At 64.6% G+C, this 24,471-nt stretch carries 32 protein-coding genes; 28 read left to right on the top strand and 4 right to left on the bottom strand.

What is annotated here, in order from left to right; all coding sequences use genetic code 11:
* Positions 1–52: 52 nt before the first annotated feature.
* The 23 genes from rpsS to VER16_RS15285 all read left to right on the top strand — a co-directional run bounded on the left by rpsS (position 53) and on the right by VER16_RS15285 (position 12,269).
* Positions 53–322 (top strand): 30S ribosomal protein S19, encoded by a 270-nt coding sequence (rpsS, locus tag VER16_RS15395; protein ID WP_004154485.1) that lies wholly within the window; start codon positions 53–55, stop codon positions 320–322.
* Positions 323–334: 12 nt separating this feature from the next.
* Positions 335–670, top strand: a complete 336-nt coding sequence (gene rplV, locus VER16_RS15390) for a 50S ribosomal protein L22 (RefSeq protein WP_004145348.1) — start codon at positions 335–337, stop codon at positions 668–670.
* Positions 671–688: 18 nt separating this feature from the next.
* A complete protein-coding gene (gene rpsC / locus VER16_RS15385; protein ID WP_004145350.1) occupies positions 689–1,423 on the top strand; it encodes a 30S ribosomal protein S3 in 735 nt (244 codons plus the stop codon).
* Positions 1,424–1,428: 5 nt separating this feature from the next.
* On the top strand, positions 1,429–1,842 hold the full coding sequence (gene rplP, locus VER16_RS15380) for a 50S ribosomal protein L16 (protein ID WP_004154486.1): 414 nt from the start codon (positions 1,429–1,431) through the stop codon (positions 1,840–1,842).
* Positions 1,842–2,027 (top strand): 50S ribosomal protein L29, encoded by a 186-nt coding sequence (gene rpmC / locus VER16_RS15375; protein ID WP_004145353.1) that lies wholly within the window; start codon positions 1,842–1,844, stop codon positions 2,025–2,027. The genes rplP and rpmC overlap by 1 nt, the downstream gene beginning before the upstream one ends.
* An 11-nt stretch (positions 2,028–2,038) precedes the next feature.
* Positions 2,039–2,308, top strand: a complete 270-nt coding sequence (gene rpsQ, locus VER16_RS15370) for a 30S ribosomal protein S17 (protein ID WP_053519744.1) — start codon at positions 2,039–2,041, stop codon at positions 2,306–2,308.
* Between the two features lie 12 nt (positions 2,309–2,320).
* Entirely contained in the window at positions 2,321–2,689 is a 369-nt protein-coding gene (gene rplN / locus VER16_RS15365; protein ID WP_010483978.1) for a 50S ribosomal protein L14, read from the top strand.
* 16 nt (positions 2,690–2,705) lie between these two features.
* Positions 2,706–3,023, top strand: coding sequence for a 50S ribosomal protein L24 (gene rplX / locus VER16_RS15360; RefSeq protein ID WP_079220756.1), 318 nt, complete (start codon positions 2,706–2,708; stop codon positions 3,021–3,023).
* An 11-nt stretch (positions 3,024–3,034) separates the two neighbouring features.
* Positions 3,035–3,577 carry a 50S ribosomal protein L5 gene (gene rplE / locus VER16_RS15355; RefSeq protein ID WP_079220757.1) on the top strand — a complete coding sequence of 181 codons (543 nt, stop codon included), beginning with the start codon at positions 3,035–3,037 and terminating at the stop codon, positions 3,575–3,577.
* A gap of 18 nt (positions 3,578–3,595) precedes the next feature.
* A complete protein-coding gene (gene rpsN, locus VER16_RS15350) occupies positions 3,596–3,901 on the top strand; it encodes a 30S ribosomal protein S14 (RefSeq protein ID WP_005408209.1) in 306 nt (101 codons plus the stop codon).
* 257 nt (positions 3,902–4,158) lie between these two features.
* Positions 4,159–4,557 (top strand): 30S ribosomal protein S8, encoded by a 399-nt coding sequence (rpsH, locus tag VER16_RS15345; RefSeq protein WP_005408210.1) that lies wholly within the window; start codon positions 4,159–4,161, stop codon positions 4,555–4,557.
* Between the two features lie 18 nt (positions 4,558–4,575).
* The gene (rplF, locus tag VER16_RS15340; protein WP_108764163.1) at positions 4,576–5,100 is read left to right on the top strand and encodes a 50S ribosomal protein L6; all 525 of its coding nucleotides are present in this window, start codon (positions 4,576–4,578) and stop codon (positions 5,098–5,100) included.
* A 31-nt stretch (positions 5,101–5,131) separates the two neighbouring features.
* On the top strand, positions 5,132–5,485 hold the full coding sequence (rplR, locus tag VER16_RS15335) for a 50S ribosomal protein L18 (RefSeq protein WP_324809563.1): 354 nt from the start codon (positions 5,132–5,134) through the stop codon (positions 5,483–5,485).
* A gap of 161 nt (positions 5,486–5,646) precedes the next feature.
* A complete protein-coding gene (gene rpsE, locus VER16_RS15330; protein WP_004145411.1) occupies positions 5,647–6,189 on the top strand; it encodes a 30S ribosomal protein S5 in 543 nt (180 codons plus the stop codon).
* Positions 6,182–6,373: a 50S ribosomal protein L30 gene (rpmD, locus tag VER16_RS15325; RefSeq protein WP_004154497.1), complete on the top strand. Its 192-nt coding sequence runs from the start codon at positions 6,182–6,184 to the stop codon at positions 6,371–6,373. Before rpsE ends, rpmD begins: the two co-directional genes overlap by 8 nt.
* Positions 6,374–6,379: 6 nt before the next feature.
* Entirely contained in the window at positions 6,380–6,823 is a 444-nt protein-coding gene (rplO, locus tag VER16_RS15320) for a 50S ribosomal protein L15 (protein ID WP_004154498.1), read from the top strand.
* Positions 6,824–6,830: 7 nt separating this feature from the next.
* On the top strand, positions 6,831–8,198 hold the full coding sequence (secY, locus tag VER16_RS15315) for a preprotein translocase subunit SecY (protein WP_079220761.1): 1,368 nt from the start codon (positions 6,831–6,833) through the stop codon (positions 8,196–8,198).
* 345 nt (positions 8,199–8,543) lie between these two features.
* Positions 8,544–8,900, top strand: coding sequence for a 30S ribosomal protein S13 (rpsM, locus tag VER16_RS15310; protein WP_004145437.1), 357 nt, complete (start codon positions 8,544–8,546; stop codon positions 8,898–8,900).
* An 11-nt stretch (positions 8,901–8,911) separates the two neighbouring features.
* Positions 8,912–9,301 (top strand): 30S ribosomal protein S11, encoded by a 390-nt coding sequence (gene rpsK, locus VER16_RS15305; RefSeq protein ID WP_004145443.1) that lies wholly within the window; start codon positions 8,912–8,914, stop codon positions 9,299–9,301.
* Between the two features lie 15 nt (positions 9,302–9,316).
* Complete coding sequence (rpsD, locus tag VER16_RS15300; protein WP_004145446.1) at positions 9,317–9,946, top strand: 30S ribosomal protein S4; 630 nt, start codon at positions 9,317–9,319, stop codon at positions 9,944–9,946.
* 55 nt (positions 9,947–10,001) lie between these two features.
* A complete protein-coding gene (locus tag VER16_RS15295) occupies positions 10,002–11,000 on the top strand; it encodes a DNA-directed RNA polymerase subunit alpha (protein ID WP_079220762.1) in 999 nt (332 codons plus the stop codon).
* 190 nt (positions 11,001–11,190) lie between these two features.
* A complete protein-coding gene (gene rplQ / locus VER16_RS15290) occupies positions 11,191–11,574 on the top strand; it encodes a 50S ribosomal protein L17 (RefSeq protein WP_053519752.1) in 384 nt (127 codons plus the stop codon).
* 188 nt (positions 11,575–11,762) lie between these two features.
* Positions 11,763–12,269, top strand: a complete 507-nt coding sequence (locus tag VER16_RS15285; protein WP_324809556.1) for a disulfide bond formation protein B — start codon at positions 11,763–11,765, stop codon at positions 12,267–12,269.
* 168 nt (positions 12,270–12,437) lie between these two features.
* On the opposite strand, the gene VER16_RS15280 is transcribed toward VER16_RS15285, so the two are convergent.
* Positions 12,438–14,570, bottom strand: coding sequence for a TonB-dependent receptor (locus VER16_RS15280; protein ID WP_324809554.1), 2,133 nt, complete (start codon positions 14,568–14,570; stop codon positions 12,438–12,440).
* A 216-nt stretch (positions 14,571–14,786) separates the two neighbouring features.
* Between VER16_RS15280 and VER16_RS15275 the strand changes: the two genes are divergently transcribed.
* Positions 14,787–16,178: a class II 3-deoxy-7-phosphoheptulonate synthase gene (locus tag VER16_RS15275; protein ID WP_324809552.1), complete on the top strand. Its 1,392-nt coding sequence runs from the start codon at positions 14,787–14,789 to the stop codon at positions 16,176–16,178.
* A gap of 424 nt (positions 16,179–16,602) precedes the next feature.
* Positions 16,603–17,787: a mechanosensitive ion channel family protein gene (locus VER16_RS15270; protein WP_414716055.1), complete on the top strand. Its 1,185-nt coding sequence runs from the start codon at positions 16,603–16,605 to the stop codon at positions 17,785–17,787.
* A 35-nt stretch (positions 17,788–17,822) separates the two neighbouring features.
* On the opposite strand, the gene VER16_RS15265 is transcribed toward VER16_RS15270, so the two are convergent.
* From VER16_RS15265 to typA, 3 genes are read right to left on the bottom strand one after another with little or no spacing between them, the layout of a single operon-like run.
* On the bottom strand, positions 17,823–19,445 hold the full coding sequence (locus VER16_RS15265; protein WP_324809548.1) for an amidase: 1,623 nt from the start codon (positions 19,443–19,445) through the stop codon (positions 17,823–17,825).
* A gap of 41 nt (positions 19,446–19,486) precedes the next feature.
* Positions 19,487–19,954 carry a DUF2127 domain-containing protein gene (locus VER16_RS15260; RefSeq protein WP_108764168.1) on the bottom strand — a complete coding sequence of 156 codons (468 nt, stop codon included), beginning with the start codon at positions 19,952–19,954 and terminating at the stop codon, positions 19,487–19,489.
* Positions 19,955–19,965: 11 nt separating this feature from the next.
* Positions 19,966–21,813 (bottom strand): translational GTPase TypA, encoded by a 1,848-nt coding sequence (gene typA / locus VER16_RS15255; RefSeq protein ID WP_324809546.1) that lies wholly within the window; start codon positions 21,811–21,813, stop codon positions 19,966–19,968.
* Positions 21,814–22,062: 249 nt separating this feature from the next.
* Here typA and VER16_RS15250 point away from each other — a divergent pair, with 249 nt between their 5' ends.
* The 3 genes from VER16_RS15250 to VER16_RS15240 all read left to right on the top strand — a co-directional run bounded on the left by VER16_RS15250 (position 22,063) and on the right by VER16_RS15240 (position 24,363).
* Positions 22,063–22,554: a peptidylprolyl isomerase gene (locus tag VER16_RS15250; protein ID WP_053520333.1), complete on the top strand. Its 492-nt coding sequence runs from the start codon at positions 22,063–22,065 to the stop codon at positions 22,552–22,554.
* A 117-nt stretch (positions 22,555–22,671) separates the two neighbouring features.
* The gene (locus VER16_RS15245; RefSeq protein ID WP_108748672.1) at positions 22,672–23,658 is read left to right on the top strand and encodes a malate dehydrogenase; all 987 of its coding nucleotides are present in this window, start codon (positions 22,672–22,674) and stop codon (positions 23,656–23,658) included.
* A 90-nt stretch (positions 23,659–23,748) separates the two neighbouring features.
* The gene (locus VER16_RS15240) at positions 23,749–24,363 is read left to right on the top strand and encodes an RluA family pseudouridine synthase (protein WP_324809541.1); all 615 of its coding nucleotides are present in this window, start codon (positions 23,749–23,751) and stop codon (positions 24,361–24,363) included.
* The last annotated feature ends 108 nt before the right edge of the window (positions 24,364–24,471 follow it).

The following is a 24,471-nucleotide window of genomic DNA, read 5'->3' as shown; positions in this document are numbered from 1 at the left end:
TAACAAGCGCACTCAGCAGTTCATCGTCCGCGATCGTAGGGGCTAATCGACCATGGCACGTTCACTCAAGAAGGGCCCGTTCGTCGATCACCACCTCGTCAAGAAGGTGGAGGCCGCTGCGGGCAGCAAGAAGCCGATCAAGACCTGGTCGCGCCGTTCGATGATCCTGCCTGACATGGTAGGCGTCACCATTGCCGTGCATAACGGCAAGAACCACATTCCGGTTCTCGTCAACGAGAACATGGTCGGCCACAAGCTCGGCGAATTTGCCATCACCCGGACCTTCAAGGGTCACGGTGGTGACAAGAAGTCGGGCAAGTAAGGAGAGATGACAATGGAAGCGAAAGCCATCCTGCGCACTGCGCGCATCTCCCCGCAGAAGGCTCGTCTGGTCGCTGACCAGGTGCGCGGTCTGCCGGCCGAACGTGCGGTCAACCTGCTGAAGTTCTCGGACAAGAAGGCTGCCCACCTGATCAAGAAGGTGGTGGAGTCGGCTATTGCAAATGCCGAAAACAACCAGGGCGCCGACGTCGACGAGCTGAAGGTTCAGACCATCATGGTTGATGAAGGTCCGACCCTGAAGCGTTTCATGGCGCGGGCGAAAGGCCGCGGTACCCGCATCCTCAAGCGCACCAGCCACATCACTGTGGTTGTGGGCGCCGCCAAGTAAGCGGATAAGGAAAAGACCATGGGTCATAAAGTTCATCCGATTGGTATCCGCCTCGGCATTTCCAAGGACTGGAACTCCAAGTGGTACGCCAACAAGGCCGAGTTCGCTGGTTACCTGGCAGCCGACCTGAAAGTGCGCGAAATGCTGCGCAAGAAGCTGGCTCAGGCCGGCATCAGCAAGATCCTGATCGAGCGTCCGGCCAAGACCGCTCGCGTGACGATCCACACCGCCCGTCCGGGCGTGGTGATCGGCAAGCGCGGTGAGGACATCGAGAAGCTGCGCAAGGAAGTGAGCGAGATGATGGGCGTCCCGGCGCACATCAACGTCACCGAAGTGCGCAAGCCGGAACTGGACGCTCAGCTCGTTGCCGAGTCGATCGCCCAGCAGCTGGAGCGTCGCATCATGTTCCGCCGCGCCATGAAGCGCTCGGTCGGCAACGCGATGCGCCTGGGTGCCCTGGGCATCAAGGTCAACGTGGGTGGCCGCCTCAACGGTGCAGAAATCGCCCGTTCGGAGTGGTACCGCGAAGGCCGCGTGCCGCTGCACACCCTGCGTGCCGACATCGACTATGGCTTCGCTGAAGCCAAGACGACCTACGGCATCATCGGCATCAAGGTCTGGATCTACAAGGGCGAGGTCTTCGATTTCTCCCAGGTTGGCCAGGAAAAGCAGGACGACACCCCGTCGCGCAACGATCGTCACGATCGCGGTGACCGCGGTGACCGTCAGCGCCCGGCTCGTGAAGCGAGGTAACGACAATGTTGCAACCCAAGCGAACCAAGTACCGCAAGGTGCACAAGGGCCGTAACGACGGCCTGAGCTGGAGCGCCAACGCTGTCAGCTTCGGCGAATACGGCCTCAAGGCAACCGCCCACGGTCAGCTGACCGCGCGTCAGATCGAAGCGGCCCGCCGCTCGATCAGCCGCTACGTGAAGCGCGGCGGCAAGATGTGGATCCGTGTGTTCCCCGACAAGCCCATCACCAAGAAGCCCATCGAAGTTCGAATGGGTTCGGGTAAGGGCAACGTGGAATACTGGGTGGCCCAGATCCAGCCCGGCCGCATGATCTATGAAATCGAGGGTGTTTCGGAGGAAGTGGCACGCGAGGCGTTCCGCCTGGCCGCCGCGAAGCTCTCGGTCACCACCACTTTCGTGACCCGGACGGTGCGCTGATGGAACTCAAAACTCTCCGTGAAAAGTCGGCTGACGAACTCAAGGCCCACCTGATCGACCTGCGTAAGGAACAGTTCTCTGTCCGTATGCAGCAGGTCACCGGCCAGCTGCCGAAGACCCACGACATCCGCCGGGTCCGTCGCGAGATTGCTCGCGTCAAGACCCTGCTCGGCAGCACGAAGTAAGGATGGCCGCTATGAGCGACAATACTGAAAACAAGACGCTGCGCACGGTCGAAGGCCGTGTCGTCAGCAACAAGATGGACAAGACGGTTACCGTCCTGGTTGAGCGTCAGGTCAAGCACGCGCTGTACGGCAAGTACATCAAGCGCTCGACCAAGCTGCACGCCCACGATGCCGACAACGCCTGCAAGGAAGGCGATGTCGTCCGCGTGACCGAGATTGCTCCGATGTCCAAGACCAAGAACTGGCGCGTGGTGGAAGTCATCACGCGTGCGGCTGAATAAGGAGTCTGAATCATGATCCAGATGCAGAGCTACCTTGACGTCGCGGACAATTCGGGTGCCAAGCAGGTGATGTGCTTCAAGGTGCTGGGTGGTTCCAAGCGCCGTTACGCCGGCATCGGCGACATCATCAAGGTCACCGTGAAGGATGCGATTCCGCGCGGCAAGGTCAAGAAGGGTGAAGTGTATGACGCCGTCGTGGTGCGTACCCGCAAGGGTGTGCGTCGCGCCGACGGTTCGCTGATCCGCTTCGACGGCAACGCTGCCGTCCTGCTCAACAACAAGCAGGAGCCGATCGGCACCCGTATCTTCGGGCCGGTGACTCGTGAACTTCGTTCGGAGAAGTTCATGAAGATCGTCTCGCTCGCTCCCGAAGTGCTGTGAGCGACAGGAGATAATCATGGCTAACCGTATCAAGAAGGGCGACCAGGTTGTCGTCAACGCTGGCAAGGACAAGGGCAAGCAGGGCGAAGTCGTCCGCGTCGACGGCGACCGTGTGGTCGTCGGCAACGTGAACATCGTCAAGCGCCACACCAAGCCGAACCCGCAGGCAGGTGTTGCCGGCGGCGTGGTCGAGCGCGAAGCTTCGATCCATATCTCCAACGTGAATGTGCTGAACCCGGCTTCGGGCAAGGGCGAACGCGTTGGCTTCAAGGTGCTGGAGGATGGACGCAAACTGCGTGTGTTCCGCTCCAGCGGTGAGGCGCTTGACGCCTGAGGAATGAGAAGATGAGTTCCCGTCTCGAAAAGTTCTACAAGGAAGAAGTGGTACCGGCGCTGATGAAGCAGTTCGGTTACACCAATCCGATGGAAGTGCCGAAGCTTGTCAAGGTCACCCTGAACATGGGTGTCGGCGAAGCGGCCACCAACAAGAAGATCCTGGAAAACGCCGTCGGCGACATGACCAAGATTTCCGGCCAGAAGCCGGTTGTCACCAAGTCGCGTGTGTCGGTTGCGTCGTTCAAGATCCGTGATGGTTGGCCGATCGGCTGCAAGACCACGCTGCGTCGCCACAAGATGTACGAGTTCCTGGATCGCCTGATCAACATCTCGCTGCCGCGCGTGCGCGACTTCCGTGGTGTGTCCGGTCGTTCCTTCGACGGTCGCGGCAACTTCAACATGGGTGTGAAGGAACAGATCATCTTCCCGGAAATCGACTTCGACGCTGTCGACGCGATCCGCGGCATGGATATCGCCATCACCACCACTGCGAAGACCGATGCGGAAGCGAAGGCGCTGCTGGCAGCGTTCAAGTTCCCGTTCCGTAACTGATCCGTCGAGGAATCCGAAATGGCAAAGACCTCCATGGTCAACCGCGACATCAAGCGGGAAAAGCTGGCAAAGAAGTACGCTGAAAAGCGTGCTGCTCTGAAGAAGATCGTGTCCTCCGTGGACGCGACCTACGAAGAGAAGATCGACGCCGCAACCAAGCTGGCCAAGCTGCCGCGCGATTCGTCGCCGAGCCGCCAGCGCAACCGTTGCGAGCTGTCGGGTCGTCCGCGTGGCGTCTACAGCAAGTTCGGCCTGGGCCGTAACAAGCTGCGTGAAGCCACCATGCGCGGCGACGTCCCGGGTCTGCGCAAGGCCAGCTGGTAATCCCAGTCAGCCCTGCGATCAGGGGCCCCTCCGGGGGTTCCTGAACCGGGCAGGGGAGGCGTTCAGCCTTCCTTGTGCAAAAAAACCGAAGAGCCCGGCGCAAGCCGGGCTCTTTTGGCGTATACTCCCGCGTCTTGCTCTGTGCAAACGGGGTAGCAGGGCAGGCCTTCGGCCTGCTGCAACAAGGGACCTGGCCCGTTTCCAGGAGACAACAGATTTTCGCGAAAGCGGATATCGGTGCACTCAAAGGTACTCATATGAGCATGACTGATCCCATCGCCGACCTGCTGGTCCGCATCAAGAATGCGGCTGCGGTTGGCAAGCAGACGGTGAAAGCCCCGTCGTCCAAGATCAAGGTTGCGATCGCCCAGGTCCTGAAGGACGAGGGTTACATCACCGACCTGCGCGTGACCCAGCTGGAAAACAACAAGTCCGAGCTGGAAATCGTGCTGAAGTATTTCGAAGGCAAGCCGGTCATCGCGACCCTGAAGCGCTTCTCGCGTTCGGGCCTGCGCCAGTACCGCGGCAAGAGCGAGCTGCCGAAGGTCATGAATGGCCTGGGTATCTCCATCATTTCCACCTCCAAGGGCATCATGACTGATGCGCAGGCGCGCCAGCTGGGCGTCGGCGGCGAAGTCCTGTGCTTCGTGGCCTAAGGCGAAAGGAGTAATACTATGTCCCGCGTAGCCAAGAAGCCCGTCACCCTGGGTAAGGTTGAACTGAACGTCCAGGCCGAGTCGGTCACCGTCAAGGGCCCGAAGGGCACCCTGTCGCTGCCGAAGCCGGCTGGCATTGCCATCAACGTCGACAACGGCGTTGCCACCCTGAGCACCGAGAACGCTGACCTGGTCCCGCTGACCGGCACCGTCCGCGCCATCCTGTCCAACATGGTCAAGGGTGTCTCCGAAGGCTTCGAGCGCAAGCTGGAGCTGGTCGGCGTGGGTTACCGTGCTGCCATGCAGGGCAAGGACCTGAGCCTGTCGCTCGGTTACTCGCACCCGATCGTGTTCGTGGCGCCGGAAGGCATCACCATCACCACCCCGACCCAGACCGAAATTCTGGTGCAGGGCGCTGACAAGCAGGTCGTCGGTGAAGTCGCCGCCAAGATCCGTGCGTTCCGCAAGCCGGAACCGTACAAGGGCAAGGGCGTGAAGTACTCCGACGAAGTCATCATCCGTAAGGAAGCCAAGAAGGCCTAATCAGGCGCTTCCGCTTTCAAGGAAAAAAATCATGAACAAGAACATCGCCCGCCTGCGTCGCGCCAAGTCGACCCGCTCCCACATCCGTGAGCTCGGTGTCGCCCGCCTGTCGGTGCTGCGCACCGGCCAGCACCTGTACGCCCAGGTCTTCACCGCCGACGGTTCCAAGGTGCTGGCTGCTGCCAACACCACCCAGACCGACGTCATGGAAGGCCTGAAGAACGGCAAGAACGCCGATGCCGCCGCCAAGGTCGGCCGTATCGTTGCTGAGCGCGCCAAGGCCGCCGGCATCGAGAAGGTTGCCTTCGATCGTTCGGGCTACCGCTACCACGGCCGCATCAAGGCCCTGGCAGAAGCCGCCCGCGAAGCCGGCCTGCAGTTCTAAGGGACAAGGGCAGGGAACCTCTGGTTCTCTGCCCGCCTGCTCGCCCGCCTGAGTGAGGCGGGGCGGCGCCGCTCTTCTGCAGCGGCCCACCGCACCAGCGCGTTACTTCACAACCATAAGCGGCCTCGAGCCGTACATACCCAAACTACCAAGGAATCAAGATGGCAGAAGAACGTCAGCAGCGGGGTCGCGATCGCGACCGTAACCGCGAAGAGAAAGTCGACGACGGCATGATCGAAAAGCTGGTCGCGGTCAACCGCGTCAGCAAGACCGTCAAGGGTGGCCGCCAGTTCACCTTCACCGCCCTGACCGTGGTCGGCGACGGCGAAGGCAAGGTCGGTTTCGGCTATGGCAAGGCCCGCGAAGTGCCGGTCGCCATCCAGAAGTCGATGGAACAGGCCCGCAAGAACCTGGTCAGCGTTGACCTGAACAACGGCACCCTGTGGCACACCATCAAGGATGGTCACGGCGCAGCCCGCGTGTTCATGCAGCCGGCTTCCGAAGGTACCGGCGTCATTGCCGGCGGTGCCATGCGCGCCGTGCTGGAAGCGGTTGGCGTGAAGAACGTGCTGGCCAAGGCCACCGGTTCGCGCAACCCGATCAACCTGGTGCGTGCCACCGTGAAGGGCCTGTCTGCTGCGCAGTCGCCGGCTCGCATCGCGGCCAAGCGCGGCAAGAAGGTGGAGGAACTCAACCATGGCTAATGAGTCCAACAAGACTGTGAAGGTGCGCCTGGTGCGCGGCCTGCGTGGTACCCAGTCGCGTCACCGCCTGTCGGTGCGTGCCCTGGGCCTGAACAAGCTCAACGATGTCCGTGAACTGAAGGACAGCCCGCAGGTTCGCGGTCTGATCAACACCGTTCACTACCTCGTCAAGGTTGAGGAGTAATCGATCATGACTCTGCGTCTCAATGAACTGAGCCCGGCACCGGGCGCCCGCACCGAGCGCACCCGCGTCGGTCGCGGTATCGGCTCGGGCCTGGGCAAGACTGCCGGCCGCGGCCACAAGGGTTCGTTCGCCCGTAAGGGTGGCGGCAAGATCAAGGCTGGCTTCGAAGGCGGCCAGACCCCCATGCAGCGTCGTCTGCCGAAGATCGGCTTCCGTTCGCCGATCGCCAAGGACACCGCTGAAGTGCTGCTGTACGCGCTGGACAAGCTGCCGGCCGGTGAGATCGACTTCGCCGCCCTGCGTGCTGCCAAGCTGGTCCCGAGCACTGCCAAGAAGGCCAAGGTCGTCGTCAAGGGCGAAGTGACCAAGGCGTTCACCCTGAAGGGTATTGCTGCCACGGCCGGTGCCAAGGCTGCAATCGAAGCTGCCGGCGGCAGCGTGACGGAGTAAGAAAATCATGGCGCAAGCTGGCATCGGTAACCTCGCGGGCGGAATGGGCAAGTTCACTGAACTTCGCCAACGTTTGCTGTTCGTCGTCGGGGCTTTGATCGTCTATCGCATCGGCTGCTATGTGCCGGTGCCGGGCGTCAATCCCGATGCCATGCTTGCCATGATGCAACAGCAGGGCGGCGGCATCGTGGACATGTTCAACATGTTCTCGGGCGGCGCCCTGCACCGTTTGAGCATCTTCGCGCTCAACGTGATGCCGTACATCTCGGCATCGATCGTGATGCAGCTGGCCACCCACATCTTCCCCGCCCTGAAGGCGATGCAGAAGGAAGGTGAGTCCGGCCGTCGCAAGATCACCCAGTATTCGCGCATCGGCGCCGTGCTGCTGGCGGTGGTGCAGGGCGGTTCGATCGCCTTGGCGCTGCAGAACCAGGTGGCACCGTCGGGCGCTCCGGTCGTGTACGCACCGGGCATGGGCTTCGTGCTCACCGCCGTGGTCGCGCTGACCGCCGGCACCATGTTCCTGATGTGGGTCGGTGAGCAGGTCACCGAGCGCGGCATCGGCAACGGCGTGTCGCTGATCATCTTCGCCGGTATCGTGGCGGGCCTGCCGGGTGCGGTCATCCACACCTTCGACGCCTACCGCGACGGCAACATCCAGTTCATCCAGCTGCTGCTGATCGCCATCGTCGTCCTCGCCTTCACCTTCTTCGTGGTGTTCGTCGAGCGTGGCCAGCGCCGGATCACGGTCAACTACGCGCGCCGCCAGGGCGGTCGTAACGCGTACATGAACCAGACCTCGTTCCTGCCGCTGAAGCTGAACATGGCCGGCGTCATCCCGGCGATCTTCGCCTCGAGCCTGCTGGCCTTCCCGGCCACCCTGGCCATGTGGTCCGGCCAGGCCGCCAACCAGAGCGCTGTTGGCCAGACCCTGCAGAAGGTCGCCAATGCCCTGGGTCCGGGCGAGCCGCTGCACATGATCGTGTTCGCTGCGCTGATCACCGGTTTCGCGTTCTTCTATACCGCGCTGGTGTTCAACTCGCAGGAAACCGCCGACAACCTGAAGAAGTCGGGCGCGCTGATTCCGGGCATCCGTCCGGGCAAGGCCACCGCCGACTACATCGACGGCGTGCTGACTCGCCTGACCGCTGCCGGTTCGGCCTACCTGGTGATCGTCTGCCTGCTGCCGGAACTGATGCGCACGCAGCTGAACGCCTCGTTCTACTTCGGCGGTACTTCGCTGCTCATCGTGGTGGTGGTGGTGATGGACTTCATCGCCCAGGTGCAGGCGCACCTGATGTCCCACCAGTACGAGAGCCTGCTGAAGAAGGCCAATCTGAAGGGCGGCAACCGCGGCGGTTTTGCCCGCGGCTGACAAGCCTGTTATACTTTCGTCTTCCTGACGTGATGGTCCTCCGCTTCGCGGACTCTGGCCACACAAACGAAGGGCGGCCCCCGCAGCGGTTCCGGGTGGGGGTGTGGCGAGGTGGTCCTGCGCTGGAGTAGCGCGGGCGGCCCCGGGGAAACCCAGGTCCAACCTTGCCCGGCGCCGGAGCCTGGGCACACTCCCCAGGCCGGGTCCATGAAACTTCATTGTTTCACGGGCTTCCATGTAAACCGGAACCTTGTTAGTATCGCTAGTTCACTTTTTTGATCCATCCTGCCGGATTGGCGTGCCCGAGGCGCGCTGTCGGCCATCACTCAGCTGGAGAACCGCGTCATGGCGCGTATTGCAGGCGTCAACCTGCCAGCCCAGAAGCACGTCTGGGTCGGGTTGCAAAGCATTTACGGCATCGGCCGTACCCGTTCGAAGAAGGTCTGCGAAGTCGCAGGCGTTGCTTCGACCACCAAGATCCGCGATCTGTCGGAGCCGGAAATCGAGCGCCTGCGCGCCGAAGTCGGCAAGTACATCGTGGAAGGCGATCTGCGCCGTGAAATCGGCATCGCGATCAAGCGCCTGATGGACCTGGGCTGCTACCGCGGCCTGCGTCACCGTCGCGGCCTGCCGCTGCGTGGCCAGCGCACCCGTACCAACGCCCGCACCCGCAAGGGCCCGCGCAAGGCGATCAGGAAGTAAGGGACCTATAAATGGCTAAGCCCGCTGCTAAGACCAAGAAGAAGATCAAGCGCGTCGTCACCGACGGCGTTGCCCACGTCCACGCTTCGTTCAACAACACCATCGTGACCATCACCGACCGTCAGGGCAACGCTCTGTCGTGGGCGACCTCCGGTGGCGCTGGCTTCCGCGGTTCGCGCAAGTCGACCCCGTTCGCTGCCCAGGTGGCTGCCGAAAAGGCCGGTCGCGCTGCGCTGGACTACGGCGTGAAGTCGCTGGAAGTCCGCATCAAGGGCCCGGGTCCGGGCCGTGAGTCGGCCGTGCGTTCGTTGAACAACGTCGGCTACAAGATCACCAACATCATCGACGTGACGCCTATCCCGCACAACGGGTGCCGTCCGCCGAAGAAGCGTCGCGTCTAAAGGGAGCGATAAGAAATGGCTCGTTATATCGGTCCTACCTGTAAGCTCGCCCGTCGCGAAGGCGCCGACCTGTCCCTGAAGAGCCCGGCGCGTGCGCTGGACTCCAAGTGCAAGCTGGAGCAGAAGCCCGGCCAGCACGGCGCCACTGCCCGTAAGGGCAAGCTGTCCGACTACGCCACCCAGCTGCGCGAAAAGCAGAAGGTCAAGCGTATCTACGGCCTGCTGGAGCGTCAGTTCCGCAACTACTACAAGAAGGCCTCGACCAAGAAGGGCAACACCGGCGAGAACCTGCTGCAGCTGCTGGAAACCCGCCTGGACAACGTCGTCTACCGCATGGGCTTCGCCGTGACCCGTCCGGCTGCCCGTCAGCTGGTGTCGCACCGCGGCGTCACCGTGAATGGCAAGTCGGTCAACCTGGCTTCGTACCAGGTCAAGGCTGGCGACGCCATCGCTCTGTCTGAAAAGGCTGCCAAGCAGCTGCGCGTCCAGGAAGCTCTGACCGTCGCCGCCCAGCATGACCTGAGCCCGTCGTGGGTTGAAGTGGATTCCGGCAAGTTCACCGGCATCTTCAAGGCTGTTCCGGATCGTTCGGATCTGCCTGCGGACATCAACGAAGCGCTGATCGTCGAGCTGTATTCGAAGTAATTCACATTGGAGAGCCCCCGGCGACGGCCGGGGGTTCACTAGGAGAACCCGCAACATGACGGTTACCGCCAACCAGGTTCTGCGTCCTCGCGGTCCGCAGATCGAACGCCTTACCGACACCCGTGCAAAGGTCGTTATCGAACCTTTGGAGCGGGGTTACGGGCATACGCTGGGCAACGCCCTGCGTCGCGTGCTGCTGTCGTCCATCCCGGGCTTCGCCATCACGGAAGTCGAAATCGACGGCGTGTTGCATGAGTACACCACGGTCGAAGGTCTGCAGGAGGACGTGCTCGAAGTCCTGCTGAACCTGAAGGACGTGGCCATCCGTATGCACTCCGGCGACAGCGCCACCCTGTCCCTGTCCAAGCAGGGCCCGGGCGTTGTCACGGCTGCTGACATCAAGGTCGACCACAATGTGGAGATCCTGAACAGCGACCACGTGATCTGCCACCTGACCAAGGATACGGCGATCAACATGCGTCTGAAGATCGAACGTGGTTTCGGCTACCAGCCGGCTGCCGCGCGTCGTCGTCCGGACGAAGAAACCCGCGCCATCGGCCGCCTGGTCCTGGATGCCTCGTTCTCGCCGGTCCGCCGCGTCGCCTATGCCGTGGAAGCGGCCCGCGTCGAACAGCGTACCGACCTTGACAAGCTGGTCATCGATATCGAGACCAACGGCACCATCGATGCCGAGGAAGCCGTGCGCACCGCCGCCGACATCCTCAGCGACCAGCTGTCGGTGTTCGGTGACTTCACCCACCGCGACCGCGGTGCGGCCAAGCCGGCCAACAACGGCGTGGATCCGGTGCTGCTGCGCCCGATCGACGATCTGGAGCTGACCGTGCGTTCGGCCAACTGCCTGAAGGCTGAAAGCATCTACTACATCGGCGATCTGATCCAGAAGACCGAAGTGGAGCTGCTGAAGACCCCGAACCTGGGCAAGAAGTCGCTCACCGAGATCAAGGAAGTGCTGGCTCAGCGCGGCCTGTCCCTCGGCATGAAGCTGGAGAACTGGCCGCCGGCCGGCGTCGCCAGCCACGGCATGCTGGGCTGATATCGGTAATGCCTGGAGGCTCCACCGTTCGCGGTGGAGCCTTCAACGCAACACAACATGCCACGACGAACAACAGGTTCGCGGGCAGGTCGTCCAGGACGGGCGGCCAGGACCATCCGCAGTCCGCGCAGTAACGCCAGGATGGCGACAACGATCCGCACAGCCTCATCATTAACCAAGGAATATCACCATGCGTCACCAGAAGTCTGGCCGTAAGTTCAGCCGCACCAGCGCCCACCGCGAAGCGATGTTCAAGAACATGGCCGCCTCGCTGTTCAAGCACGAGCTGATCAAGACCACCCTGCCGAAGGCCAAGGAACTGCGCCGCGTTGCCGAGCCGCTGATCACCCTGGCCAAGGTCGACTCCGTCGCCAACCGCCGTCTGGCCTTCGCCCGCCTGCGCGACAACGAAGCCGTGGGCAACCTGTTCACCATCCTGGGCCCGCGCTACGCGAACCGTCCGGGCGGCTACCTGCGTCTGCTGAAGTGCGGCTTCCGCGCCGGTGACAACGCTCCGATGGCCTACGTCGAGCTGGTCGACCGTCCGGCCGTGGCCGAGGAAGTGGCCGAGTAATCGGACCGCTCCAACGCGACACAGCGAAAGCCCGGCCTCTGCCGGGCTTTTGCGTTTCCGGGGTCGGATGATCCCATTCCGCAGCAATGGGATCTGACCCACACCGTTCCGACAGGCGTGCCGTGTGGCGGTTCGAACGGGGCGCGCGGTCGGTTACGCTTGGCGCCTGATCCGTTCGAGCGTTCCCGATGAATCCACTGCGCTGGCCCTTCCGCGCCCAGTTCCTGCTGGGCTTCCTGATCTGCGCGGGCCTGCTGGGCTTCGCCATTTTCCTGCAGTTGAAGATGGGCCTGGAGCCCTGTCCGTTGTGCATCTTCCAGCGCCTGGCGTTTGCCGCGCTTGGCCTGCTGTTCCTGATCGGCGCACTGCATGGGGCGTCCAATCGCCCGGGCCGTGCGACCTACGGCATCCTCGCCTTCATTGCCGCCGCGGTCGGCTTCGGCATTGCCGCACGCCACGTGTACGTGCAGATGCTGCCGCCGGAAATGGGCGCCACCTGCGGCCCGCCGCTGAGCTTCCTGAGCGAGACGATGGGGCCGCTGGAAGTGTTCCGCACCGTGCTGACCGGTACCGGCAACTGCGGCAACATCGACTGGACCTTCCTCGGCCTGACCATGCCGATGTGGTCGGGCGTATGGTTCGTGCTGCTGGCGCTGTGGGCACTGGGCGTGTCGCTGCGCAAGGTGAAGCGCTGAAAGCAGAACGGGGTCGGATCCCGTTGCATGGCAAAGGGCTCCGATCCCGTTTCCTGAAAGCGATGCTGTAGTGCCGAGCCCATGCTCGGCTCCGCCAAGCGTCCGACAGTTCAGCCGAGCGTAGGCTCGGCTCTACAGGTGACCTGCCGGGCCACACGCTGAGCGTTGTCAGAAGTCCTGCTGCAGGCTCAGGTAGGCGCCGCGGCGCGGGCCCCACTGCGGGGCGAACACGCCGACGCCACCACCATCGCGCAGCTGGTAGCTGCGGTCCAGTGCGTTGATCAGCGCCACCTGCACGTGCAGCGGGTGGCCGCTGTCGGCATTGAAGTCGTGGCCGGCGCTGAGGTTCACCTGCAGGTAGGACGGCAGCTCGCCGCCGTTGGGCACCGTATCGGTGTCCGAGCGCAGCCCGCTGCCGAACACATAGTTCGCCCCGATGCGGTTGTGGCCGGCGAAGTCATAGCTGAATCCGCCCGACGCGGTCAGCTTCTGGTCGTGGTCCAGGTGGATCCAGTGATCGGCCACATAGGCCAGGGCATCCGGATCGAGGTTGTACTGGCTGGTGATGACGTCGATACCGATGGCCTTGTTCAGGGCTGCGTTGAAGTAGGCGCTGAAGGGACCGTTGCTGTAGTCGGCGCTGAATTCCAGGCCGCGGATGTGGCCGCGACGGTAGTTGAACGTCGAGTAGATGTAGGCAGCACCGAACTGGCCCTCGTCCTGCAGGCGCGAGACGCGGCGGTCATACGCGTCCAGGCCGAGGGTCAGGTGGTCGCCTGCCTGCTGGGACACGCCGATGTCGTAGTAGTCGCTGCGCTCGGCCAGCGGAATGTTGTTGCCACCGGACGGCTGCGCATTGGTGGTGCCGTCGTACAGGCTGATGTCGCTGGTGGCGATCAGCTCGCTGGCCGGCGGGGTGAAGTAGCGCGAGTAGCCGGCGTGCACGGTGGTGCTGTCGCTGGCCGTCCAGACCACGCCCAGGCGCGGGCTGAGCTGGCCTTCGGTCTGGCCGAAGGCCTTGTAGCGGTCACCGCGCAGGCCGTAGTTGACCGTCCAGTCATTGCCGATTTTCCATTCGTCCTGCACGTAGACCGCCGTCGTGGTGGCCTTGAACGCGCTGTTGTCTGCGATCTGCAGCGGCGTGGTGCTGGCCTGCGCGCCGTCGTCGTCGACCGGAAATACCCAGCTGTTGTTGCTGGCGCGGGCGCGTTCCTGGTTGCCGTACACGCCGTAGCGCAGCGTATGGTTGTCACCCAGTGGCGTGGAAAAGTCCGCCTGCAGGGTGTTGGCGCGGTTGCTGCGCCGGACCTGCGAGGCAACGCCACTGAAAACCAGATCGCCCACCACGTCGGGGTTGAAGCCCACATCGCTGTAGCGCTGCCCGGCCGACACCTGGTAGGCGGTCTGGCCCAGCGAGCCCTGCAGCACCAGCATGCCGAAGCGGGTCGTCTCGCGTTGGGTCTCATCCAGCTGGCTGGAATCGAAGGTGGTGGTGTCCAGGTAGCCGAACTGCGGGGTCTGGCCCGGGTTGACCGGAATCTGGAAGCGGTTGTTGGCAAAGCCGGCGAACACGCTCAGGCGTGTGCTGTCGTTGACCAGGTAGGTGAGGTCGGCGAAGGCCTTGCCCTGGTGGGTGTCGTCATGTTCCGGCCTGCGCGAGGCGGTCGGGCTCTCCAGGCCGACCTCGTTCTGGTCGTAGTTGCCGGTCAGGAACCAGCTCCAGCGGCCCTGGGAGCCCCACCATGAGGCGTTCGGGTTGACCTTGCCGAACGAGCCGGCGGTGATGCCGACGCTGCCGCCGTTGCCAAGCTCGGCGCCGCTGCGGGTGGTGATGTCGACCACCGCCGCGGTGCGCTCGCCGAACTGTGCCGGCAGCGCCCCGTCCATCAGGCGGATGCTCTTGATGGTGCGCGCATCCAGGGTCTGGCCGAAGCCCGAGATCGACTCGGGCAGCAGCACGCCGTTGATGCGGTACTGCAGGTTGGCGTGGTCGCCGCGCACGTGCACGCCGCCGTAGGAATCCTGGACCACGCCGGGGGCCTGCAGCAGCACCTGGCTGAGCGGCGCGGAGGCGCCCAGCGGCTGCTTCTGGATGTCCTCGGCGGTGATCTGGTACTGGCTGCTGCCGATGTCCGGCGACAGCGCGTTGCGTGCCTGGTCGAGCTGGGCGCTGACGGTGACCGTATCGAGGTCCTTGACCGGCGCCGTGTCGGCGGTGGCATCGGCGGCCAGGGCGAGGGAGGGCAGACTGGCCAGGGCCAGGGCGAAGGTGATGCCGGTAGCGAGCAGGGAGGGCTTCATGGCGGATGGGCTGTGGAAGGGGCCGGTGGGAGTGGGTTTGTTACTTCGTAACACTGCGTGGCGCATCATGCGCCTGTCCGCACGGCTGTGGGCGTGCGGTTTGTGGCCGATGGTGTTGCCCTTTCCCCGGTGTTCAGTGATGTGCAGAACCACCCCGGGCCTTTGCGACAGCGGCTGGCTCTGCGACCATGGCCGCCCCCCACCCGGAATCCTGCAATGAGCCTGTCCGCCGTTCCGCCCGTCTCCGATCCCGCTGCGACCACTGCTGGCGCTGGCTGGTCGCCGGAGAGCTGGCGTGGCAAGACCGCCCTGCAGATGCCGACCTATCCCGATCCGATCGCGCTGGACGCGGCCCTGCATGAGCTGAAGCGGCTGCCGCCGCTGGTGACCTCCTGGGAGATCCTGGCGCTGAAGCAGCAGCTGGCCGAGGCGCAGGAGGGCAAGCGCTTCCTGCTGCAGGGCGGTGACTGTGCGGAGAACTTCAGCGACTGTGAATCGGGCACGATCTCCAACCGGCTGAAGGTGCTGCTGCAGATGAGCCTGGTGCTGGTGCACGGCCTGCGCCAGCCGGTGATCCGTGTCGGCCGCTTCGCCGGCCAGTACGCCAAGCCGCGCTCGGCTGATACCGAGACCCGCGACGGTGTGACCCTGCCCAGCTACCGCGGCGATGTGATCAATGCGCCGGCCTTCACCGAGGCGGCACGCCTGCCGGACCCGAAGCGCATGCTGCAGGCCCACGCGCATTCGGCGATGACGATGAACTTCGTGCGGGCGCTGATCGATGGCGGCTTCGCCGATCTGCACCACCCCGAATACTGGAATCTGGAGTGGGTAAGTCACTCGCCGCTGGCCGCCGAGTACCAGAAGATGGTGGCGTCCATCGGCGATGCCGTGCACTTCATGGAAACCCTGGCCGGGGCCCGAGTGCACAACCTCAACCGCATTGATTTCTACACCTCGCACGAAGCGCTGCTGCTGCCCTACGAACAGGCGCTGACCCGCCAGGTGCCGCGCCAGCAGGGGTGGTTGAACCTGAGCACGCACTACCCGTGGATCGGCATGCGCACCGCCGCACTCGATGGCGCACACGTGGAATACCTGCGGGGCGTGCGCAATCCGATCGCGATCAAGGTGGGGCCGTCGGTGCAGCCGGACCAGCTGCTGCGCCTGATCGACGTGCTGAACCCGGACGACGAGCCGGGCCGCCTGAGCTTCATCCACCGCATGGGTGCTGCGCAGATTGCCGACAAGCTGCCACCGCTGCTGGATGCGGTGAAGCGCGATGGCCGCCGCGTGCTGTGGGTGTGCGATGCGATGCATGGCAACACCGAGAGCACGACCAATGGTTTCAAGACGCGTCGCTTCGACAACGTGCGGAGCGAGGTGGAGATGTCCTTCGATCTGCATGCGGCGGCGGGCACGCGGCTGGGGGGCGTGCATCTGGAGCTGACTGGCGAGGACGTGACCGAATGCACCGGCGGTGCGCGCGAGCTGACCGAGCGTGACCTGGAGCGTGCGTACCGTTCGACGGTGGATCCGCGGTTGAACTATGAGCAGTCGCTGGAGATTGCGATGGCGATCGTGCGCAAGCAGGAGCAGGCGAGCTAGGTTCTTCTGCAGGGCTTGCAGCCCTGCACCTGCTGCAAGCCAGAGCAACGTCAAAAGCCTGCGTCCCGTGGGATGGCGGGGCTGTTGGTAACGGCGACGGTTGTTCCGCGCGGCTGTTGGTAGGTGTCGACCTTGGTCGACACATCTGTCAGATATCGAATGAATTCATCCGTGTCGACCAAGGTCGACACCTACCAGAGCAGGATGCCGTACCGCCAGATTGCGGAAAACTGTCGAAGGCGGGGTGGGTCCGGTTGAGGGGGTGTGAGCGGCATGGATGCCGCGACCGAGCCCCCATGGATGGGTTCACGGCGTCCCCCTCAACCGGACCCACCCCGCCAACCCACGGAAAGCCAGCTTTTGAAGTTGACGTTGCCTCTGCGGGTGCAGGGTGCAAACCCTGCATACAACACACTCATGCCCCATGCGCGACCCTGTCCACTCGCGTGTTCGAGTGGAGGTGGCAAGGGTGCATTGGGAGCACATGCAGGCCTATGCATGGCCGTTGGGGCTGGCGCTGGTGATCGGCGGCATCGGTGCATGGGTGATCCTGTGGGTCCATCACCGGCTGAAAGGGCGCGACAGGCGCCGTGCGCGCATCGGCCGCGTGCTTGGCCTGCCGCTGGCCACCGCGTTGCCGCTGCTGCTGCTGATTCCTGCACTGCAGGCGACGCCGTTGCAGGATCCGCTGCTGGGCCATCTGCAGCGCATCGTGCACATCAGCCTGGTGGCCTGCTTCATCTGGTTGCTGGTGCGCGGTGTCAGCGCCATCGAGCGCGCGATCCTGCGCAGCAATCCCATCGATGTGGCCGACAACCTGGAAGCGCGCCGCATCCAGACCCAGACCCGTGTGCTCAGCCGGGTGATCATGGGCGGCATCATCGTGCTCGGCGCCTCGCTGGTGCTGCTGCAGTTCGACATGGTGGCCAAGATCGGTTCGGCGCTGCTGGCCTCGGCCGGCCTGATCGGCCTGGTCGCCGGTATTGCGGCCAAGCCGGTGTTCGGCAACCTGATCGCTGGCCTGCAGATTGCGGTGACCCAGCCGATCCGCCTGGATGACGTGGTCATCGTCGAAGGCGAGTGGGGGCGCATCGAGGAGATCGGCAGCAGCTACGTGGTGGTGCGCATCTGGGACGAGCGGCGGATGGTGGTGCCGTTGACCTGGTTCATAGAGAACCCCTTCCAGAACTGGACGCGACGCAGCGCCGACCTGCTGGGCACTGCCTTCTTCTGGCTGGATTACCGCGCGCCCATCGCGGCGATCCGTGCCGAGCTGGAGCGCATCTGCCGGGGCGAGCCGCTTTGGGATGGCCGGGTATGCGTGACCCAGGTGACCGACACCAGCGAGCGAGCGATCCAGGTACGCCTGCTGGTCAGTGCGCGCAGTTCCGGTGATGCCTTCGACCTGCGCTGCCTGGTGCGCGAACGGATGCTGGATTTCCTCGCCCGCGAACACCCGCAGTCGCTGCCGCAGGTACGCGCGCGCCTGCAGCACGACGATGAGCTGGACATGCCGCGCGGGCCACGTGCGCGTACGGCGGACGTGCGTTCGCCCGGCGCCGAGGATGGTGAGGCGGCGATCGTGCCGGGGGAGCCGGAGCCCTTGTAGAGCCGAGCCCACGCTCGGCTCTACAGGATCGCGGCTTACGGATCGCCGGCGTCGATCAGGGCGTCGGTGGCGAACTGCGGCGGCTGCCGTGCGCGGGTGCGCTGTTCGTAGGCGTAGGCCATCTCGATCAGCTTGGGCTCGCTCCAGGCGGTACCCATGAACAGCAGTCCGGCAGGCAGGCCATCGATCTGTCCCATCGGCACGGTCAGGCTGGGGTAGCCGGCCACCGCCGCGGCGCTGTAGCTTTCGCCAGGGAAATCGTCGCCGCTGCTGCGGATCGGCCAGGCGATGCCGGTGGTCGGTGCGATCAGGCCGTCGAGCTGCTGCGCGGCGAGGACGGCATCGATGCCTTCAGGCCCCGCCAGCCGGCGTGCATCGCTGCGCGCCCGGATGTAGGCGGGGTCGGCCAGGCCGGTGGTGGCGTCGGCCTCCTGCAGCAGCTGCTGGCCGAACAGGCCCAGTTCCTGCTTCGCATGGGCCTGGTTGAAGGCGATCAGTTCGGACAGGCTGCGCAGCGGCGCCTTGTAGGTGCCGAAGTAGCGTTCCAGTCCGGCCTTGAACTCATACAGCAGCACGGTGCGCTCAGCCTCGTCCCAGGCGCCCTGGTTGGGCATCGCCACCGGCACCACCACGGCGCCGGCGCGGCGCAGCTCGGCCACCGCCTGGTCCATCAGCGGCGGCATCCCGCGGTACTTCAGCAGCGGCGTCTGCAGCAGGCCCAGGCGCTTGCCGCGCAGGCCCTGCGGATCCAGCCGCGCGGTGTAGTCGTAGACGGCGCGCCCGGGCATGGTCGCGGTGGCCGGATCGGCGTCATCGCGGCCGGCGATGGCGGTCAGCACGGCCGCGGCATCGGCCACGCTGCGGGTCATCGGCCCGGCGGTGTCCTGGCTGAAGGAAATCGGGATGATGCCTTCGCGGCTGATCAGGCCGACGGTGGGCTTCAGGCCGACCACGCCGTTGATGGCGGCCGGGCAGACGATGCTGCCGTCGGTTTCGGTACCGATGGCCACGCTGGCCAGGTTGGCAGACACCGCCACCGCGCTGCCGCTGCTGGAGCCGCACGGCGAATGGCTCAGGCGGTACGGGTTGCGGGTCTGGCCGCCGCGCGCGCTCCAGCCGGACACCGAGTCGTTGCCACGGAAGTTGGCCCATTCGCTGAGGTTGGTCTTGCCCAGCACCACCGCGCCGGCCTCGCGCAGGCGACGCACCAGGTAGGCGTCATCCGGATGGAAGCCCTGCAGCGCCAGCGAGCCGGCCGTGGTCGCCATCGGTGCGGCGTTGATGTTGTCCTTCAACAGGACCGGGATGCCGTGCAGGGGGCCGCGCAGGCGTCCGGCGCGGCGTTCGCGGTCACGCTCGGTCGCTTCCTTCAGGGCATCGGGGTTCAGTTGCAGCACCGCGCGCAGGCGCGGGCCGGTGCGGTTCAGCGCGGCGATGCGCTGCAGGTAGGCGGCGGTGAGGGTGGCGCTGTCCAGCTCGCCGGCGATCATCCGTGCCTGCAGGTCGGCCACGTCGGTTTCGGCGTAGGGGAAGGGCACGTTGCTGCTGCTGGGTTCGGCGGCGTGCGCGGCCGGTGTTGCCGGACTGCAGCCCACGGCAAGCAGCGCGGGCATGGCCGCGGCGAGGCAGATCAGCAGGGAAGGCAGGAACGGGCGCATCGGACGGCTGGGTCGGCTCCAAACGTCAGTGTAGCGGCTGCTCAGTGGCGGCGCTTGCGCAGGTCGCGGGCCAGCACGTAGACGACGATCAGGTTGATCGCCAGCACGCTCCAGGAGGCCCAGCCGGGGTGGCGGATGACCGCGTAGATATCAAAGGGCAGGTAGATCGAGGCGGTCAGGCAGCCCAGCCACGAGGCCCAGGCCCTGGCCTTCCACAGGCCCCAGGCTTCGACCAGATGCAGCAGGCCGTAGCCGATCATCGCCGCCGCGGCCAGATGCACCGCGTCGGGACTGATCATGTTCAGCAGCGAGGGCAGGGTGCCGTGATCCGGGTCCAGGCTGAAACGCCGGATCAGGGCATTGACCCCATCGCGAAGTGGCTGCGGACCGAGCATTTCCAGCCCGGTCGCCGCCAACAACGCCAGCATCGCCTTGCTCGCTTCGAGCAGGGCGATGACGTGCAGACCCGGATGCCGGTGCGGATCCGGGTTGTAGCCGTTCTGGCTCACGTTCTGCAGGCTCAGCCGCCGCGCGAAGCCTTCTTGCGGTCGCTTTCGGTCAGGAACTTCTTGCGCAGACGGATCTCCTTCGGGGTGATCTCGACCAGCTCGTCGTCCTCGATGAAGTCCAGGGCCTGTTCCAGCGAGTACTTGATCGCCGGGGTCAGCTGGATCGCATCGTCCTTGCCCGAAGCGCGCATGTTGGTCAGCGGCTTGGTCTTGATCGCGTTGACGGTCAGGTCGTTGTCCTTGGAGTGGATGCCGACCAGCTGACCTTCATACACGTTGTCGCCTTCAGCGGCGAACAGCTTGCCGCGTTCCTGCAGCGGGCCCAGCGAATAGGCGGGGGTGACGCCCGGTGCATTGGCGATCATCACGCCGTTGATGCGCTTGGCAATCGCGCCCTGTTCCTTCGGACCGTAGTGGTCGAACACGTGGAACAGCAGGCCCGAACCCTGGGTCAGGGTCTTGAACTCGTTCTGGAAGCCGATCAGGCCACGGGCCGGGATCGAGTATTCCAGGCGCACGCGGCCCTTGCCGTCCGGCTCCATGTTCTTCAGCTGGCCCTTGCGGGTGCCCAGCTTTTCCATCACGCCGCCCTGGTGCACTTCTTCGATGTCCACCACCAGCTGCTCGATCGGCTCCATGGCCTGGCCGTCGATCTGCTTGATGATGACTTCCGGGCGCGACACGGCCAGCTCGTAGCCTTCGCGGCGCATGTTCTCGATCAGCACCGACAGGTGCAGTTCGCCACGGCCGGAGACCAGGAACTTGTCGGCGTCTTCCAGCTGTTCGACCTTCAGGGCCACGTTGTGGACCTTTTCACGGTCCAGGCGGTCCTTGATCTGGCGGCTGGTCAGGAACTTGCCACCGGACAGGTCCTTGTTGCCAGCGAACGGCGAGTTGTTGACCTGGAAGGTCATCGAGATGGTCGGCTCGTCGACGGTCAGTGCCGGCAGCGCTTCCGGGGTATCCGGGTGGCACAGGGTGTCGGAGATGGTCAGCTCCGGAATACCGGAGATGGCGACGATGTCACCGGCTTCGGCGCTGTCCTGCTCGATGCGCTCCAGGCCCAGGAAGCCCAGCACCTGCGCGACCTTGCCGTTGCGCTTCTTGCCTTCACGGTCGATGACGGCGACCTGCATGTTCTTCTTCAGGGTGCCGCGCTGGATGCGGCCGATGCCGATGACGCCCACGAAGTTGTTGTAGTCCAGCTGGCTGATGCGCATCTGGAAGGCGCCTTCCGGATCGACTTCCGGCTTCGGCGCGTGCTGCATGATCGCTTCGTACAGCGGGGTCATGTCGCCGTCGCGCACGGTGTCTTCCAGGCCGGCGTAGCCGTTCAGGGCCGAGGCGTAGACGATCGGGAAGTCCAGCTGCTCGTTGGTGGCGCCGAGCTTGTCGAACAGGTCGAAGACCTGGTCGATCACCCACTCCGGACGCGAACCCGGGCGGTCAACCTTGTTGACCACGACGATCGGCTTGAAGCCCATCGCGAAGGCCTTCTGGGTGACGAAGCGGGTCTGCGGCATCGGGCCGTCCATCGCGTCGACCAGGATCAGCACGGTGTCGACCATCGACAGCACGCGCTCGACCTCGCCGCCGAAGTCGGCGTGCCCCGGGGTGTCGACGATGTTGATCCGGTTCTTGATGCCGGTCTTCTTGTCTTCCCAGGTGATGGCGGTGTTCTTGGCCAGGATGGTGATGCCGCGTTCCTTTTCCTGGTCGTTGCTGTCCATCACGCGCTCGGCGAGGACGGTACGCTCGGACAGGGTGCCGGACTGCTTCAGCAGCTGGTCGACCAGGGTGGTCTTGCCATGGTCGACGTGGGCGACGATGGCGATGTTGCGAAGGTTTTCGATGGACATACGAAAGGGGGCCAGTCGGCGCCGGATTTGGAAAAAGAAGTCCAACATTATACGTCGAAGTTGACGATTGGCGAAAACCTGCGTTTCAGACCCGGTCGGGTGCCCATTCAGGCGCCTGGCGGACCAGCCTGAACGGCACCCCCCGAGCGGCCCGACCGGTCCGCTTGGCCCATGGTCGTAGCCGCCGCCGCCACGAGCCGGGTGTAAACTAGGTGGCTAGACGCATTCCCATCTGCATCAAGGATCTTCATGTCCCTCATCGCCACTTTCGACACCACCCAGGGCCCGATCAAGGTCGAGCTGTTCGCCGACAAGGCCCCGCTGACCGTTGCCAACTTCGTCAACCTGGTCAAGCACGGTTTCTATGACGGCCTGATCTTCCACCGCGTCATCGCCGACTTCATGATCCAGGGCGGCTGCCCGCAGGGCCGTGGCACCGGCGGCCCGGGCTACAAGTTCGAGGACGAGAAGAACGGCGTGAAGCACGAGGTCGGCTCGCTGTCCATGGCCAACGCCGGCCCGAACACCAACGGCAGCCAGTTCTTCATCACCCACATCAAGACCGACTGGCTGGACGGCCGCCACACCGTGTTCGGCAAGGTCCTGGAAGGCCAGGCCATCGTCGATTCGGTCAAGCAGGGCGACGTGATCCATTCGATCACCCTGGAAGGCGACGTCGACGCCGCGCTGGCCGCACAGGCCGACCGCGTCGCCGAGTGGAACAAGATCCTCGCCGCCTGATCCCCCTTCGAAACGGCCACCAGCAGGTGGCCGTTTCCCTGTTCCCCGCCGCCCGCCAGGCCTGCGTGCCCCGCCCGCGGCGTTCCATCCAACGCTTGCAAGCAAGAGGAAACCCCCATGAAAGCACCCGTTCGTGTTGCCGTGACCGGCGCTGCCGGCCAGATCGGCTACGCCCTGCTGTTCCGCATCGCCTCCGGCGAAATGCTGGGCAAGGACCAGCCGGTCATCCTGCAGCTGCTGGAACTGCCGGTCGACAAGGCCCAGGCCGCCCTGAAGGGCGTGATGATGGAGCTGGAAGACTGCGCCTTCCCGCTGCTGGCCGGCATGGTCGGCACCGACGACGCCGAAGTGGCCTTCAAGGATGCCGACATCGCCCTGCTGGTCGGCGCGCGTCCGCGCGGCCCGGGCATGGAGCGCAAGGACCTGCTGCTGGAAAATGCCAAGATCTTCACCGCCCAGGGCGCAGCGCTGAACAAGGTCGCCAGCCGTGACGTGAAGGTGCTGGTGGTCGGCAACCCGGCCAACACCAACGCCTACATCGCCATGAAGTCGGCCCCGGACCTGAAGCCGGAAAACTTCACCGCCATGCTGCGCCTGGACCACAACCGCGCGCTGAGCCAGCTGTCGAACAAGCTCGGCAAGCCGGTCGGCGGCATGGAGAAGCTGGTCGTGTGGGGCAACCACAGCCCGACCATGTACCCGGACTACCGTTTCGCCACCGCCGATGGTGCCTCCATCGCCGATGCGATCAACGACCAGGAATGGAACGCCAACACCTTCATCCCGACCGTCGGCAAGCGCGGCGCGGCGATCATCGAAGCCCGCGGCTCGTCCTCGGCTGCTTCGGCCGCCAACGCTGCCATCGACCACGTGCGTGACTGGGTGCTGGGCAGCAACGGCAAGTGGGTCACCATGGGCGTGCCGTCCGACGGTTCCTATGGCATTCCGGAAGGCGTGATCTTCGGCTTCGCCGTGACCACCGAAAACGGCAAGTACACCCTGGTCAAGGATCTGCCGATCGACGACTTCAGCCAGAAGTACATCGACAAGACCCTGGCCGAGCTGGAAGAAGAGCGCTCCGGCGTCGCCCACCTGCTGGGCTGATACAGCCGTTGCCGGCTTCGTCTGGCATTGCTGCGATGGAACGGGGAAGCTTCGGCTTCCCCGTTTCTGTTTTGAGGGCCAGGGAACCTGATGATCCACCTGCATTACATCGATGACGCACTGCTGGTGGCCGAGAAGCCGGCCGGCCTGCTGTCCGTGCCCGGCCGCAGCGAAGAGAACCAGGACTGCGTGGTGACGCGCCTGCAGGTGCTGTACCCGGATGCACTCACCGTGCACCGCCTGGACCAGGTGACCTCGGGCCTGCTGCTGCATGCGCGCGGCAAGGTGATGCAGGCGGCACTGTCGATGCAGTTTGAACAGCGCAACGTGAGCAAGCGCTACGAAGCGGTGGTGCAAGGGCTGCTGGAGGCCGATGCCGGTGACGTGGACCTGCCGTTGATCGTGGACTGGCCGAACCGGCCGAAGCAGAGGGTCGATCATGAGCGCGGCAAGCCGGCACTGACGCGCTGGCAGGTGCTGGCGCGGGATATGCAGGCGCAATGCACGCGCGTGGCGCTGGAACCGGTGACCGGGCGCAGTCATCAGCTGCGGCTGCACATGGCCAGTCTGGGCCATCCCATCGTGGGGGATGTGTTGTATGACGCCGTGCCGGCGCAGCGGGTACATCTGCATGCGTGTGCGCTGGCGTTCACGCATCCGGTGACGGGAGCCGCGCTGGCGTTCGAGTCAGCGGCTCCGTTCTAGCTGGGAGGTGGGTTCGGCAGGGCTGCGCCCTGCACCTGCAGAAGCAACGTCAACGTCAAAGGCCTGCTATCAGTGGAGTGGCGGGGCGGCGCGCGGCTGTTGGTAGGT

The organism is Stenotrophomonas sp., from assembly GCF_035634915.1.
In the GTDB taxonomy this organism is placed as follows: domain Bacteria; phylum Pseudomonadota; class Gammaproteobacteria; order Xanthomonadales; family Xanthomonadaceae; genus Stenotrophomonas.
This window is presented reverse-complemented; position numbering and strand designations above follow the sequence as displayed.